12 protein-coding genes and 1 pseudogene are annotated in these 15113 nt (G+C 71.3%); 10 read left to right on the plus strand and 3 right to left on the minus strand.

Annotation, left to right across the window (positions count from 1 at the left end; translation table 11 throughout):
- Window positions 1-11: 11 nt before the first annotated feature.
- The 4 genes from BLR33_RS11600 (at window position 12) to BLR33_RS11615 (ending at window position 5589) form a co-directional block, all read left to right on the plus strand.
- A complete protein-coding gene (locus BLR33_RS11600; protein ID WP_093784250.1) occupies window positions 12-740 on the plus strand; it encodes a type 1 glutamine amidotransferase in 729 nt (242 codons plus the stop codon).
- Window positions 741-996: 256 nt separating this feature from the next.
- Window positions 997-2022: a 6-phosphofructokinase gene (locus BLR33_RS11605; protein WP_093784251.1), complete on the plus strand. Its 1026-nt coding sequence runs from the start codon at window positions 997-999 to the stop codon at window positions 2020-2022.
- A 163-nt stretch (window positions 2023-2185) separates the two neighbouring features.
- The gene (locus BLR33_RS11610) at window positions 2186-3169 is read left to right on the plus strand and encodes a cytochrome c oxidase assembly protein (RefSeq protein WP_093784252.1); all 984 of its coding nucleotides are present in this window, start codon (window positions 2186-2188) and stop codon (window positions 3167-3169) included.
- Between the two features lie 191 nt (window positions 3170-3360).
- The gene (locus BLR33_RS11615; RefSeq protein WP_093784253.1) at window positions 3361-5589 is read left to right on the plus strand and encodes a hypothetical protein; all 2229 of its coding nucleotides are present in this window, start codon (window positions 3361-3363) and stop codon (window positions 5587-5589) included.
- 67 nt (window positions 5590-5656) lie between these two features.
- On the opposite strand, the gene BLR33_RS11620 is transcribed toward BLR33_RS11615, so the two are convergent.
- Window positions 5657-7129 carry an MFS transporter gene (locus BLR33_RS11620; protein ID WP_093784254.1) on the minus strand — a complete coding sequence of 491 codons (1473 nt, stop codon included), beginning with the start codon at window positions 7127-7129 and terminating at the stop codon, window positions 5657-5659.
- A 412-nt stretch (window positions 7130-7541) separates the two neighbouring features.
- On the opposite strand from BLR33_RS11620, the gene BLR33_RS11625 reads away from it, so the two are divergent.
- Window positions 7542-8585: an NAD-dependent epimerase/dehydratase family protein gene (locus tag BLR33_RS11625; protein WP_093784255.1), complete on the plus strand. Its 1044-nt coding sequence runs from the start codon at window positions 7542-7544 to the stop codon at window positions 8583-8585.
- Between the two features lie 714 nt (window positions 8586-9299).
- Here BLR33_RS11625 and BLR33_RS35165 read toward each other — a convergent pair.
- Window positions 9300-9488, minus strand: a complete 189-nt coding sequence (locus BLR33_RS35165) for a hypothetical protein (RefSeq protein WP_176930228.1) — start codon at window positions 9486-9488, stop codon at window positions 9300-9302.
- 210 nt (window positions 9489-9698) lie between these two features.
- The gene (locus BLR33_RS11635) at window positions 9699-10556 is read right to left on the minus strand and encodes an NmrA family NAD(P)-binding protein (RefSeq protein ID WP_093784257.1); all 858 of its coding nucleotides are present in this window, start codon (window positions 10554-10556) and stop codon (window positions 9699-9701) included.
- Between the two features lie 652 nt (window positions 10557-11208).
- Here BLR33_RS11635 and BLR33_RS11640 point away from each other — a divergent pair.
- From BLR33_RS11640 to BLR33_RS11665, 5 genes and pseudogenes are all read left to right on the plus strand, one after another.
- Complete coding sequence (locus tag BLR33_RS11640) at window positions 11209-11859, plus strand: hemerythrin domain-containing protein (RefSeq protein WP_218136641.1); 651 nt, start codon at window positions 11209-11211, stop codon at window positions 11857-11859.
- A 429-nt stretch (window positions 11860-12288) separates the two neighbouring features.
- The gene (locus tag BLR33_RS11645) at window positions 12289-12732 is read left to right on the plus strand and encodes a MarR family winged helix-turn-helix transcriptional regulator (RefSeq protein WP_093784259.1); all 444 of its coding nucleotides are present in this window, start codon (window positions 12289-12291) and stop codon (window positions 12730-12732) included.
- 838 nt (window positions 12733-13570) lie between these two features.
- Window positions 13571-13696 carry a hypothetical protein gene (locus tag BLR33_RS36720; protein WP_265737028.1) on the plus strand — a complete coding sequence of 42 codons (126 nt, stop codon included), beginning with the start codon at window positions 13571-13573 and terminating at the stop codon, window positions 13694-13696.
- A gap of 204 nt (window positions 13697-13900) precedes the next feature.
- Entirely contained in the window at window positions 13901-14527 is a 627-nt protein-coding gene (locus tag BLR33_RS11655; RefSeq protein ID WP_093784260.1) for an NAD(P)-dependent oxidoreductase, read from the plus strand.
- 218 nt (window positions 14528-14745) lie between these two features.
- Window positions 14746-15113: pseudogene (locus BLR33_RS11665) on the plus strand (hypothetical protein); the annotation flags it as partial.

A 15113-nucleotide genomic window follows, 5' to 3' on the forward strand; every position in this document is an offset into this window, starting at 1 on the left:
GAGAAGCACGCATGAGTGATTCCAGCCTGCGTCTGGTGTGGGTCTACCCCGACCTGCTCAGCACCTACGGCGACCAGGGCAACGTGCTGGTCGTCGAGCGGCGGGCCCAGCAGCGCCGGGTGCCGGTCAGCCGGGTGGACGTCCGCTCCGACCAGGCGATCCCGACGTCGGGCGACATCTACCTGATCGGCGGCGGCGAGGACCGCCCGCAGCGGCTGGCCGCCGAGCGGCTGCGCCGCGACGGCGGCCTGGAGCGGGCGGTGGCCAACGGCGCCATCGTCTTCTCGGTCTGCGCCGGCTACCAGATCCTGGGCCACGAGTTCGTCAACGACCTGGGCCGCCCCGAGCCGGGCCTCGGCCTGCTGGACGTGGTGAGCGTGCGCGGCGAGGGCGAGCGCTGCGTCGGCGACGTACTGGCCGACATCGACCCGCAGTTGGGCCTGCCGCCGCTGACCGGGTTCGAGAACCACCAGGGCGTCACGCACCTGGGCCCGAGCGCGCGGCCGCTGGCCCGTACCCGAATCGGGAAGGGCAACGGCACCGGCGACGGCACCGAGGGCGCCTTCAACGAGACGGTGTTCGGCACGTACATGCACGGCCCCGTCATGGCCCGCAACCCGCAGATCGCCGACCTGCTGATCAAGCTGGCCCTCGACGTCAACGCGCTGCCGCCGGTCGACGACCAGTGGTACGAGGCGCTGCGGGCCGAGCGGATCGCCGCCGCGAGCCAGCCGGCCTGACACCCGCGTCCCCGGGGCACGCCTCCGGCCGCCCCCGTATACGCCGCTCCCGGCGGTCCCCCGCAGGTCGGGCCGCCGGGGACGCGTGGGGGCCGCCGTCACGCTGTGCGGCCGTCACCTGCCGTTCGGGTAATGGTCAGGCGTCCGCAGAGCGGTCTCCGTGGAGGCCGCGGAGGCCGTCTCGGTAGCATGGGGCGCGGCCCACCCGGACGAAGGGGTCCGGCCGTCCGGTTGAGTTGCGGGAGTAGCGAGAGCAATGCGTATTGGTGTGCTGACCAGCGGCGGCGACTGCCCCGGACTCAACGCCGTCATCCGGTCCGTCGTGCACCGCGCCGTGGTCGACCACGGCGACGAGGTGATCGGGTTCCACGACGGCTGGAAGGGCCTGCTGGAATGCGACTACCGCAAGCTCGACCTGGACGCGGTGGGTGGCATCCTCGCCCGCGGCGGCACCATCCTCGGCTCCTCCCGCGTACAGCCCGCGCATCTGCGCGGCGGTGTGGAGCGCGCCCGCGGCCATGTGCAGGACCTCGGCCTCGACGCGATCATCCCGATCGGCGGCGAGGGCACCCTGAAGGCCGCCAAGCTGCTGTCGGACGCCGGGCTGCCGATCCTCGGCGTGCCGAAGACGATCGACAACGACATCGCCTCCACCGACGTGACCTTCGGCTTCGACACCGCGGTCACGGTGGCCACCGAGGCGCTGGACCGGCTGAAGACCACCGCGGAGTCGCACCAGCGGGTGCTGATCGTGGAGGTCATGGGCCGGCACACCGGCTGGATCGCGCTGCACTCGGGCATGGCGGCCGGCGCGCACGCCATCCTGGTACCCGAACGCCCCTTCGACGTCCAGGAGTTGAGCGACGTCGTCGGCAAGCGCTTCGAGGCGGGCAAGAAGTTCGCCATCGTGGTCGTCTCCGAAGGGGCCAAGCCCCGGGCGGGCACGATGGACTTCACCTCCGGCGAGACGGACATCTACGGCCACGAGCGGTTCACCGGCGTCGCCAACCAGCTCTCGATGGAGCTGGAGGAGCGGCTGGGCAAGGAGGCCCGCCCGGTGATCCTCGGTCACGTGCAGCGCGGCGGCACCCCCACCGCGTACGACAGGGTGCTCGCCACCCGCTTCGGCTGGCACGCGGTGGAGGCCGTGCACAACGGCCACTTCGGCATGATGACCGCCCTGCGCGGCACCGAGATCTCGCTGGTGCCGCTCGCCGAGGCGGTCGAGCAGCTGAAGACGGTGCCGGCCGAGCGCTACACCGAGGCCGAGTGCGTGCTGTGAGCCCGCGCGGCTGACGCCCCTCGAAGGCGGCCGCAGCCGGCCGCAACGGGCTGGTCCCGAGCGGCGCCCGGTCGTCCTGCCCGCCCCCGCCCGGTCCGCCGAACGGGGGCGGTTCTAGTCTGGTGCGGGGACAACGGCCCCGCGGCGGGCGAAGGAGTGACAGATGGATGTGGGCGGATTCGGCGGGTACGCCATGCCCGGAATGCCGGGGATGGACGCAGACCTTCCGCCGTTCACCCTCGGCCGGGGCCTCGCCTTCGGCGGCGACCCGTTCTTCCTGGTCCTCTGCGTGGTGCTGCTCGCCCTCTACGGCTGGGGGGCGGTGCGGCTGTGGTCGCGCGGCGACCGCTGGCCGGTCGGCCGCGCGGTGTCCTTCGCCGCCGGCGTGGTGACCATCGGCGTCACGATGTGCACCAAGCTCAACGACTACGGCATGGTGCTGTTCAGCGTGCACATGGTGCAGCACATGATCATCAGCATGGTCTCGCCGATCCTGCTGCTGCTCGGCGCCCCGGTGACGCTGGCGCTGCGCGCCCTGCCGACCGCCGGGCGGGGCCGGATCGGGCCGCGCGAGCTGCTGGTGAAGCTGCTGCACAGCCGCTACCTGCAGGTGATCACCCACCCGGCGTTCACCATCCCGCTGTTCGTGGCGAGCCTGTACGGGCTGTACTTCACCCCGATCTTCGACGGCCTGATGCGCAGCGAGGCCGGGCACATCGCGATGATGGTGCACTTCCTCGCGGTCGGCCTGATCTTTTTCTGGCCGATCATGGGCGTGGACCCGGGGCCGAACCGGCCCGGCTATGTGATGCGGATGCTGGAGCTGTTCGCCGGGATGCCGTTCCACGCCTTCTTCGGCATCGCGCTGATGATGGCGAGCGAGCCGATGGTCGGCACGTTCAAGCACCCGGCGGCGTCGCTCGGGGTGGACCCGCTCAGCGACCAGACGGCGGCCGGCGGCATCGCGTGGGCGTTCAGCGAGGTGCCCTCGGTGATCGTCCTGGTGGCGCTCCTCTTCCAGTGGTACACCTCCGAGCAGCGCCAGGCCCGCCGCAAGGACCGGGCCGCCGACCGCGACGGCGACGCGGAGCTGGTGGCGTACAACGCCTATCTGGCCTCGCTCCAGTCCCGGGGCACCCGCGGCTGAGGCCGCCGCTCTCCAGGTACGCCAAGGGGGCCTTCCCGGCACATGTCCCCGGGGAAGGGCCCTTTCTCTTCGCGCATCCCGAGGCACGCCGCGGGCCGCGTGCGCGGGGCGTGGTGCAGCGCGGACGATCGGTGATCACAAAGTGGGCATGACGGCTTCCGTGAGTGGTCGCACGGTGGCAGGCTGTGCCCATGAAGGGCAACCTCCCGCCCGAGACCACGAGTTTCGTCGGTCGCGGGCCCGAACTCGCGCGCCTGGGCGCCGCCTTGGAGCACCACCGGCTCGTCACCCTCACCGGCCCCGGCGGCGTCGGCAAGACCCGCCTCGCGCAGCGCGCGGCGGCCCTGGCCGGCGGAGCACCGCCGGAACGGTTCTCCTCGGGCGGGGAGCCGGCGGACGGGACGCAGGCACCGGCGGGCGCGGGAGCCGCGGACGAGGAACTGCCGGACGACGAATTGGCGGACGCCGAACTGCTGGACGAGGAGCTGCCGGCCCGAAGGTTCGACGGCGCCCCGGCCGCGCCCCCCGCCACGCTCTTCCCCGACGGGGTCTGGTGGGCCGACCTCGCCACGCTCGACAGCTCCTATCTGCTGCTGCCCACAGTGAGCGACGCCGTCGACCTCGCCGACCACTCCCCGCGGATGCCCGTGGAGGCGCTGTGCGAGTGGCTGGCCGACAAGCGGCTGCTGCTGGTGCTGGACTCCTGCGAGCACGTCGTCGAGGAGTGCGCCCACCTGGTGGGCGAACTGCTCACCTCCGCACCGGGGCTGACCGTCCTCGCCACCAGCCGGCGGCCGCTCGGCGACACCGTGGAGGAGATCGTGGAGGTGGACCCGCTGCCGGCCGGCGGCGCCGACGCGCTCGCCCTCTTCGGCGCGCGCGTCACTGCCCGGCTCGGGCCCGGGCCCATGGCCGAGCCGGGCGCGGCGGCCGCCGCCGAAGCCATCTGCCGCCGCCTGGAGGGGATCCCGCTGGCCATCGAGCTGGCGGCGGCGCAGGTCGGCCCCGCCCCGGTGGCGGAGGTCGCCGAGCGGCTGGACTCGCGCTTCGACGTGCTCTCCCGCTCCGACTTCGTCTGGCCGCGCCGCCACCAGGCGCTGCGCACCACGATCGGCTGGAGCCATGAGCTGTGCGCGCCCCTGGAGCGTCTGCTGTGGGCGCGGCTCAGCGTCTTCCGCGGCTCGTTCGACCTGCCGGCCGCCGAAGCGGTCGCGGCGGGCGGCCCGTTGGCCGCCGAGGAGGTGGCGCCGCTGCTGGAGCGGCTGGTCGCGCAGTCGGTGCTGCGCCGGACCGGGACCGCCGCGGCCGAGCGCTACCGCATGCTCGACACCATCCGCGAGTACGGCGGCGCGTGGCTGCGGGAGCTGGGCGAGACGGCGGCCACCCGGGAGCGGCACGCCGAGCACTTCGCCGCGCTGGCCCACCGGGCGGACGCGGCGTGGGCGGGTCCCGGCCAGCTGCAGGGCTACCGCGCCGTCGAGGACGCCCACACCGACCTGCGGGCGGCCCTGGACCACTGGCTCGACCGCGATCCGCGCCGGGCCGCCGAACTCGCCGGGCGGCTGGTCTACTTCTGGACCTGCTGCGGCCATCTCAAGGAGGCCAGGGACTACCTGGTGCGGGCCCTGGACCGGCACACCGTCCCGGACGGCACCCGCACCCGCGCGCTCATCGGCCTCGGCGCCACCCTCGCCCTGCACGGCGACCACGCGGGCGCGGCCAAGGTCGGTGCCGAGGTGGCGGCGGCGGCCGAGGCGAGCGGCGATCCCGACGACCGGATCGGCGCGGCCTGCCTGACCGGGCTGCACGGCATGCTCACCGGGCAGGCGCAGCTGGCCGTCGACACCGCGCGGGCCGCCCTCGCGGCCGCCCCCGGCTCGCCCTTCGACTCCCCCGACCGGCTGCGCTGCAGCCTGGTGGAGGTGCTGTCGCTGACCGCGCTCGGCGACTTCGAGGGGGGCCGCACCCGCGCCCTGCGCCTGCGGGAACAGTGCGTGCGGGCGGGCGAGTTGTGGGCCCGCTCGTATCTGGACTACCAGCTGTCCGTCGTCGCGCTCTTCTCCTCGGCGCCCGCCGAGGCCATCGGGTACGCGCGCACCATGCTGGAGAGCAAGCGGCTGCTGGGCGACGCCTTCGGCATCGCGCTCGGCCTGGACCTGCTGGCCGCGGCCCTCGCCGCCGACGGCCGGGCGGAGGCCGCCGCGTCGGTCTACGGCACCGGCGGCGCCTACTGGCGCAGCGTCGGCCACCCGCAGCGCGGCGCCCCGGAGTTGCGCGCCGTCCGGGAGCGCTGCGAGCAGACCGCGCGCGCGGCGCTGGGCGACGAGGACTTCGCCACCGCCTTCGCCCGCGGCGCGGCCGCGGACCTCCAGGCGGCCATGGCCGCGTCCTCGCCGACGAACAGGGCGGAAAACGCGTAGCCGGCCGCAGGGCGGGCGGCCTTCTCACGCCCCGCCGAACGCGCGGGGCGTGCCGCGCGTGGCCGCCTCAGAGGCAGTCGTCGTCGGCTGAGGTGCTCCGCCGGAGCCGGGCGAGCAGCGGCGGGGAGTCCCATCCGGTCTGCTGCCCGCTCATCCAGGCGTCCACCGAGGGCGCGGGCGGGCGGACGCCGGCGGCCGCGTACAGGGCGACGCCGATCACCGCGCCCAGGGCAGCGATGGCGAAGCAGATCCACAGCGCGGTCCTGGTGCCCTCGTCGGCGTTGCTGCCGACGGTGGTGGCGACGTACAGCAGGACCGGCCCGATCAGGAAGGCGGCCACCGCCCGCAGCAGCTCGATGATGGCGAAGACGCGCTGGACGTTGCTGGAGCGCAGCGAGAAGCCGGCGATGAACAGCGCGGGCACCACGGAGGCGCCGACACCGATGCCGACCAGTCCGGAGCCCACCGCGACGAGCGCGGGCGTGGGCGGGACGGCGCCGTTCAGCACCGCGATGCCCGCGGTCAGCAGGACCAGGCCGAGCAGCACGTAGTAGTGCAGCAGGTGGCTGCGGAAGACGATGCCGAAGACGACCGCGGCGACGGCGGCGCCGCCGAACTCCGGCAGGTAGAGCAGCCCGAGGCGCAGCGGCGTGTGGCGGGTAGCGAGCACGCTCTGGGTCAGCGCGATCGCCGACACCGACGCGGCCGCCGCGCAGATGGCGGCGACGACGCCGGCCACCGGGAGCGTGCTGATCAGGCTGCGCACGCACAGCAGCGGCCGCGCGGCGAGGTACTCGTGGACGAACAGGACGGCGATCAGCAGCAGCCCGCCGAGCAGCGGCCCGATGGTGCGGGCGTCGAGGAAGGGGTGCGTGAGCAGTTCGGCGGAGCCGAAGAACGCGGCCACGCAGCCGATGGTGGCGAGCACCAGCGCCATTTGGTCGATAGGGGTGCCGGGGGCGGCCGGCGGGGTGTCCCGGAAGGTGAGGACGGACAGCGCGAGGGCCGCCACGGCGATGCCCGCGTTGACCCAGAAGAGCGGCCGCCAGCCGTGGCCCGACGCCTGCACCCCGCCGAGCACCGGGCCGAGCGCGACCGCGCCGAAGACGCACACGTTCATGATCACGGCGGTCGAGCGCAGCCTGGTCGCGGGATAGTCGATGATCAGCGGAGGTACGGCCGCGATCAGCAGCAGGCTGGTGCACAGGCCCTGCAGGACGTGCCCGACGATGAACATCGCCGCGTCCGTCGCGCCCGCGGCGAGCACCGAGCCGATCACGAGCAGCGTGCCGTAGACGAGCAGCATCCGCCGCTGCGGCAGGAGTTGGGCGCACTGCACGGCCAGCACCGTGCCGACCGCGTACCCGGCGTTGGCCATGCCGGAGGTCAGGGCGACGGTCTGCAGGCTCATGTGCAGGTCGGCGGCGACGAACGGCGTGATGGGCCCCAGGGCCGCGGACACGGCCAGGTACGGGACCAGGGCGCAGACGACCATCGCCGCCACCGCGGGGTAGTGCCGGGCCAGCGGACCCTTGTGCATGGGCCGTTATCTCCTGATTCGGGCGGTTATCGTCCTGCGGTCACCATGGTGGACCACCGGCGCCGTACTCCCGTCAGGCGCAGCCGCTGATGTCACCCGATCGGGGCCTGGCCGCGCGCAGCCGGGTTGCGCCGCGAGCCGAATCCGCGCAGGGCGAACCGCACTGGTGGCCGCCCGCGGGCGGCCCTAGGGTGTGTCTGGCAAATAGCGGCGTCCGCCCGTGAGGGCGGGGGCGGGATCGCAAGGCGGAGGGAGGAGAGCGCTGGGGGTACCTCCCTGGCCGCAGGCTCAGGGGGAGGGCTGCGCCGACGACCGACAACGCGGCTGGGGGCGCCCCCGCCGGAGGCAGGGGGAGCGTGCCAGACCCCGCCGCCCAGGCGGGATTTGGCAGACATGCCCTAGCTTCGGGATCATGACTCAGAGCGCATTGGTGATCGGGGCCACGGGCCAGATCGGACGGCAGGCGGTACGGGCCCTCGTCGAGGACGGCTGGGAGGTGACGGCGGCCTCGCGTACGGGAGCCGACCCGCAGGCCCTGCCCGACGGCGTCCGCGAGGTGCGCGTCGACCGCAAGGACACCGCCGCGCTGGCGGACGCGCTCGGCGACGGCTACGACGTCGTGGTGGACACGGTGGCCTACGACGCCTCCGACGCCGGGCAGTTGCTCTCGCTCGCGGACCGGATCGGCTCGGCCGTGGTGATCTCCAGCGCCGCGGTGTACCTGGACGACCAGGGCCGCAGCTTCGACACCCAGGACGACCCCGACGGCCAGCCGCGCTACCCGCTGCCCCTCCCCGAGACCAACCTCACGGTCCCCCCGGGCCCGTCCACCTACGGCACCCGCAAGGTCGAACTGGAGCAGACCCTCCTCGCGGCGGCCGACCGCCTGCCCGCCACGCTGCTGCGGGCCGGCGCGATCCACGGCACCCACAGCACGTACCCCCGCGAACTCCACTTCGTCAAAAGGGCGTTGGACGGCCGCAAGGTACGCATCCTTGCCTACGGGGGCCGCAGCCGCTTCCACCCCGTGCACACCTCGAACCTCGCCGAGCTCATCCGCCTCGCCGCCCGCCGCCCCGGCACCCGCGTCCTGAACGCGGGCGACCCCCACGTCCCCACGGTCGCCGAGATCGCCACCGCGATCGACGAGGTCCTCGGCCACACCGCCACCACGTTCACCATCGACGGCCCGCCCCCCACCCCGACTCTCGGCGCCACCCCCTGGTCCCTGGCCCACCCCATGGTCCTCGACATGTCCCTGGCCGCCCGCGACCTCGACTACCAGCCGCCCACCACCTACGAAGCGTCCCTCCCCACCACGGTCGCCTGGATCGCCGACCAGCTCCGCACGAAGGACTGGCGCGAGGCCTTCCCGAGAGCAGCCGAGCTCGCCAAGGCGTACAACCCGTACGACTACGCGGAAGAGGACCGCTGGCTGGCGACCCACGGCGGCTGAGGAGACGTGCCGACAGGGCACCCTTGAGCAGGGGATTCGGCGGGGGTGAGGGTGCCCGTGGGCACGAGCGGCAGGGCTTGTCGGGCAGGCGGGACCAGCGATGACGCGTCGGCAGACGCGGTCTTCCACTCGGATCACGGGGTAGTGCCGCCAGGACCGGGCCTCACACGATTTCACCGAAGCCCTGGAGTGATCCGGCCCGCTGTTGACCAGCTCGGCGACCAGCCGCCGGGCACCTTCGCCGAAGACGCCTCACAGCTGCGGACCGGCAACGCGCCCCGCGTGACGGCCGGCTGGCGCAACCTCGCCATCGGCATCCTCGGACTCACCTGCGCCACCACCGTCGCATCCGCGCTGCGACACAACCCCCGCGACCCCCGACGCCCCTCCCGCAGCTCGGCCTCGCATGAACACAAGACGTACGTCACCCGGCTTCGCCGAAGCCCTGCCCCGCAGGCGACTTCCTCAAGCAGCTTCCGTGAAGCTGCCTCACACCGTTCACGGCATGATGGGCACGCCTATCGAGCCGGGAATGCCGGGGAGGAAAGTGTTACCGCCGAGCCGTTACGACGGGGATGTGGCGCGGTCAGGGCGGCGGGCGGCTACGAGTATGGGGCCGCCGGGTGCCGTGGGGAATTGGGGGAGGTCCTGGAACGAGCCGGGCCGACGCCATGTTGGAAGCCGCGGGACCGAGCTGCAGCACGGGGGCGGGTATCAGCTTTCCCCGTCCCGTCGCACCACTCCGGCCGCCTCCAGCACCGCGGTACGCGCCGGGTCCGCCGCCAGAGCCTCCTCCAACGAGCCCGTCCCGGTCTCCCGCAAGGTCACGACCACCGCGGCCAGTGCCCACAGCTGACCTTCCAGCATGGCCGCCGGATCACTCTGCTCGACGTGGTCGTTCATGCCTCACTACTCCTCGTTCGAAACGTTGCCGCCCGGGCACGGTCCGGCCGACCGGGCCAACGGGGGGGGCGGATTCGGTTGCTGCACCGCGCAGTTGGACCCGGTGGGCTGTCAAGAGCCGGTCGAGCATCGCAAGTTGGCCGTACCTCCGACAACTCACCGCGCGGGTGTCACCCGGGCAAAGCGGCGTAGGCCGTCGCCGGGATCACTTCACCAACTGGTGGGGGTGAGCAGCTCGTTGCGGTGGGCCTCGGCCCAGTGGGTGAAGCTGCGCGCCGGGCGGTTCGTGACGGCGGTGACGTCGCTGGTCGGCTCGGGGCTCCACGGTTCCAGGGTGGAGCGGAATTGCTCCCCGATGGCGTTCGCGTGCTCCTCGGGCATGCCGGAGGACACCATCTGCGCGACCCAGCCGATCGGGTCGGCCTCGGCGTACTGCAGGTCGCGGCCCAGCACCTTGCCGAGGATGGCGACCTGGTCGGCGGGGCTGAGCGGATCGGGACCCGTGAGCTCGTAGATCCGGTGGTTGTGGCCGTCCTGGGTGAGGCAGGCCGCGGCGACCGCGGCGATGTCTGCCGGGTCGACGAAGGCGCCCCGGCCGGCGGCGAACGGGGCGTGCACGACCTGGTCGCCCGTGATCATTCCTACCCAGTTGAGCGCGTTGGACATGAAGCCGGTGGGCCGCAGGAACGTCCAGCCGATGCCGCTGCCGCGAATGGCGTCCTCGTCGGCCCGGTGCAGGCTGGTGATCGGGTCGGTGGCGCCGTGTGCGACATTGCGTACGGACAGCTTGACGATCCGCTCGACGCCCGCTTGCTGCGCCGCGTCGATGAGCCGCTGGCCGTGCGCGGCTATGTTGAGCCCTTCGGTCAGCGAGAACACGGTGCGTACGCCGTCCAGCGCGGGTGCCAGATCGCCGTCACCGAGATCGGCCACGACCTTCTCGGTGCCTTCGGGGAAAACCGCGTCGGGATTGCGGGTGAGGACCCGAAGGTGATCCGCCTGGGCGGGGAGAAGCGCTTTGACGACTTCCGAACCGATGGTGCCGGTGGCTCCGGTGATCAAAATCATGGCCTGTGGTCCTTTGCTTGATACGGGGTTCCAGGGCGAACGGGGAGGGGACGCAGCCGGCCGGACTCGCCGGGCGCCGAGAGAGAAGTTGCCGGGCCGCGCCGCTGCTCCACGGCCCTGATCGTCGTACGGACCGGTCCGTACATGGACGCTCGTCCACGTACGCAAGGCGCGTCGCTGCGCGATTACCCATCACCAGATCGTCAGGATCATTGATGAGATTAGTCAACTAAACTGACTTCGTCAAGGCGGCGCCGAGAGTGGCCACTGGGCGCCGACGGGCCGCAACGAAGGGGAGTCCGGCGACGGATGATCCCCTTTGACCATGGTGACACACCGCGCCGCGCGTGCCGCGTTCCTTCCGTACGGCTCAGCCCTCTTGCGACCTCACGCCCGTCCGCCATTGCCACGGGTGTACGGTAGTAAGAGTCGCTGACCAATGGTGTCACTTCAGGGTCACCTGACGCGGCCGTTCGCAAGCGCGCCACGTCGCGGCGCGCCCCAAGGACTGTTCACCCACAGAGAAGACAGAAAGAGGTAGCGCTATGACGTCGCCATCAAGCCCGACGGGCAGGCGGGCCGTGGTCGGCCGGCCGGCAGCCACCGCGCGCGCAGCCGTACGGAACACCGTCGCCACTGTCGACGAGGCACAGTGAGCACCTCCGGACCTGGCGTCGACACCCATGAGATGGTCCTGATCCACCGCCTCATCCGGCGCGAGTTCGGTCAGCTGCCCCGACTGCTGCGCTCCGCGGCCGGTGACCGCGCACGGTCCAAGGTCATCGGCGCGCACGCCCGGGAGATGGTGAGCTTCCTGCACACGCACCACTCCGGCGAGGACGAGCTGCTCTTCCCCCTGCTCCGCGAACGGGCCGCGCTCGACCCGGAGTTGATGGACCGGATGGACGCCCAGCACGAGCAGGTCGACAATGCCGTCACCGGCATCAGCGCGGAACTGCCCGGATGGACGGCGAGCGCGGACGCCGCCGCCGGCGAGCGGATGGCGGCCCTCATCGAGGCCATGATGCCGACGCTGATCGATCACCTGGCTGAGGAGGAGCACAAACTGCTCCCGATCGTCTCCGTCACGGTGACGCAGAGCGAATGGGACGCGCTCGGCAAGCACGGGATGAGCGCGATTCCGCTCACGCGGCGGCTGGTCATGCTCGGCCACATCACCGAGGAAGCCGATGACGCGGAACGGCAGACGTTTCTGCAGGTCGTGCCGGCGCCAGCTCGCTTGGCCTACAAGCTGATCGGCCACCGCCAGTTCACCCGCGAAACCGCCACGATCCGCCGCTGACCGTCCGGTGAACCCACACCGCACCCCGAACCTCCGCGCGGGCTACGGTGCCGGTCGCCTTCAGCCGCCGGCGTGCCGGCACGCGGCGCACGAACCCTCCTCGCCGAGGGCGAACCGCTCACCTGCCGGTGACCGGGCCGCTCCCCTGTCGGGCTTGATGCCGATGTCGTCGTCCCACGCGTGCTCTCTCGGCAGCCATTCCAGTCAGGATTCTTTATCACAAGAGGTACAGAGCGGCGCGCTTGACAAGAGAGCAGGTACGAGGTCGCCGAGGGGCGGAGGGTGCGCGGGGAGCACGGTGCGCGGAAGGCGGCGCGCGCGGCGGTGTCCGCGCGCTGCCGCGACGGGGTCGGCGGCGGCCTGGCTCAGCGGCGTTGGCGTAGGGTGTGAACCTCGTGGGATCAGGTGAGCGATGGGGCCGAGAGAGGCATGGACGACGAGCAGCGGGTGAATCTCGGGGTGCTGTTGTTCATCCCCTACCGGTACTCCGAGGACCGGATGTTCCGGGCTCTCCAGGACGCCGGGTTCGACGACTGGACGCTCGCCCAGTGCCGGGTCTTCCAGCGGATCGCCCCGGATGGTTCACGCCTCACGGACCTCGCCGACCAGGCACAAATGACCAAGCAGAGCGCCGGCGTACTGGTCGATCAACTGGAACGCCTGGGCTACGTCCGCCGGGTGCCGGACCCCACTGACGGCCGCGCCCGGCTGATCGTGATCGAGGAACGCGGCCGGCGGGCCATCGAGGTGGCCGCAGCCACACTCGACGAAATCCTCGCCGAGTGGAAGGCGTATCTGGGCACCCGCAACTTCACGTTGCTGCACCAGATCCTGGACCAGCTCCGCGAGATCACCGACCCGTACGCCCGCTAGTCCCGGCGGCACCGAATCGTCCGCACCTCGCTCCCCTTCATCCCGGACCGCCCGCGCCCCGCAGACCTGCGCCGACGCCGCCGTGACGCAGTTCCATTGACCTCATTTGTCAAAGGAGCTGATTAACCCGACAACGAGAGGGCGGCTGCCCACAATGCATCCGCCGGACGAGCCGGAGCCGTGGCCGCGCCTGTCCGGCCGGGGCCGCCCGGGCCTGTCGCGCCGACCCGGCTGCGGCCATCCGCACGGCGTGGGCCTTATTGCCGTACAAGCATTCACGGAAGCCGTAATTGCCGAATGCGCTGGACGAGTACGTGCCACTCGTCAATTCGTCGTCACTGTCGTACAGGGCCCATTGAAAACCCGAATTGATGAAGATACGGGCCCAATAACCGCGGAACGGGAAGTCGAAATCAAGCGCGCACCGGTGGGTGCACCATTCGCGGATCCTTCGCAGCCTGACGCATGCCCGGGGCGCGCGCCGGCGATCCGGACGGCGCGGGGCCGGATGCCGCCGATTGCTGTCCGGTGACGGCGGCGGCGCCCTTCGATCCGGCCGCCACATTAGTCAGCTACTCTTAGTATCGTCGCCGCAGCAACGACCTGGAGGGCGAGGTTCCAGAAAGGGGGCGGACGCCGGGCGCGGAGGGCGGAGACCGTGCTCGCGCCGCCGGGGCCGGGCCGGCGGCGATCGGGCACGGCGGTGCTGACGCCTGGCATGGACATCGTGGGATCAGGTGAGCGACGGAGCCAGGGACGGCATGGACGACGAGCAGCGGGTGAAGCTCGGGGTGCTGTTGTTCATCCCCTAGAGGAAGGCGGCCGGCGGGCCATCGAGGTGGCCGCAGCCACACTCGACGAAATCCTCGCCGAGTGGAAGTCCTCTCTGGGCACCCGCAACTTCGCCCTGCTGCACCAGATCCTGGAGCAGCTCCGCGAGATCACCGACCCGTACGCGGGCTGATCCCAGCCGCACCGAACCGCGTCCGCAACCGGCTCACGCCGGCCCGGTCCACCTGGCTCGGCGGGCGTCGGCATGGCCCGGTGTCACCTTGACTTTAGTCAGCTTCCATGACTAAAGTTCAATCGGACCTTCACCGCATGCGGCGCGCCGGCATCGGCGGCGACCTGAGGAGGTTCGACTCAGCCTCGACAGAGAGCGAACGGCATGAAGTTTCTTGTCCTTGGAGCAACCGGTCGTACCGGCGTCCACTTCGTCAAAAAGGCACTCGATCAGGGACACCAGGTCACCGCCCTCGTCCGGAGGGCCGACGCCAAGGTTGACCCGCGCGCCCAGGTCATCAGCGGAGCTGTCACTGACGCCGCCGTGATCGCGGCGGCGGCCGAGGGCCACGACGCTGTCATCAGCACGCTCGGAAACGCCAGCGAAGCCCCGACGCTGATCACCGACACCGTCCGCGCGGTCATCGCCTCGGCGAAAATCTCCGGCGTTGACCGATTCCTCATCGTGTCCGCCTTCGGAGTCGGCGACTCCCTCCCCAAAACCTCGTTCCTCGTACACGCCATTGTGAGCAGCATGCTCCGGAAGAAATACGAGGACAAGGTCGCGGCGGAAGCGCTCCTGAAGGCCAGTGACCTGAAATGGACCGTGGAATACCCCGGTCCGTTGAGCAACCGAAGCAACACCCGCTACTCCGCGACCGTGCTCGAGGATCTCAAGAAGCTGTCGCTCTTCCCCTCAACCGCTCGTGAGAACGTCGCCGACTTCCTCCTCCGCTCGGCCGTGGAAGACGCCCACATCCGTCAGATCGTCGTCGTCGCCGACACCAAGTAGGTCACCGGGGCAGGGCGGCAGCGAAGCCCGGGTGACGTACGTCTTGTGTTCATGCGAGGCCGAGCTGGGTGAGGGGGCGTCGGGTGGGTTGCGGGGGTTGTGTCGCAGCGCGGATGCGATGTTGGTGGCGCAGGTGAGTCCGAGGGTGCCGATGGCGAGGTTGCGCCAGCCGGCCGTCACGCGACTGCACGCAATCGCCCAAGGTCACTACGGGTGAGATGGCCTGGACCGGGCCCGAGGACCTCCATGTCGCCGCGCAGACATTCCAGACGTTCTGGAACGGCACCGGCGAGGAGGACGTCGGTCTCGGCTGGATCCTGGCGGGCGCGGTGGAAGCCGCCGATGTCACCACCCCGATCAGCCTCGGCAATACCTACGGCGACCTGGACATCAGGTGCGACGACATGACCAAGGGAAACAGCAGCCCCGGGTGCGTGTTCAAGAACTACACCCCCACGTACACGGTCAGCACCGACCGGTACCCCGCCGCCGGTGCGTACTACTGGCTGATGAGAACGCACAACAGCCACCACTTCGGCAGCACGGCCGACCCGTTGCATTACAGTCCCGACGGCCAAAGCGACAA

It is taken from the genome of Actinacidiphila guanduensis, assembly GCF_900103985.1.
Classification (GTDB): Bacteria; Actinomycetota; Actinomycetes; order Streptomycetales; family Streptomycetaceae; genus Actinacidiphila; species Actinacidiphila guanduensis.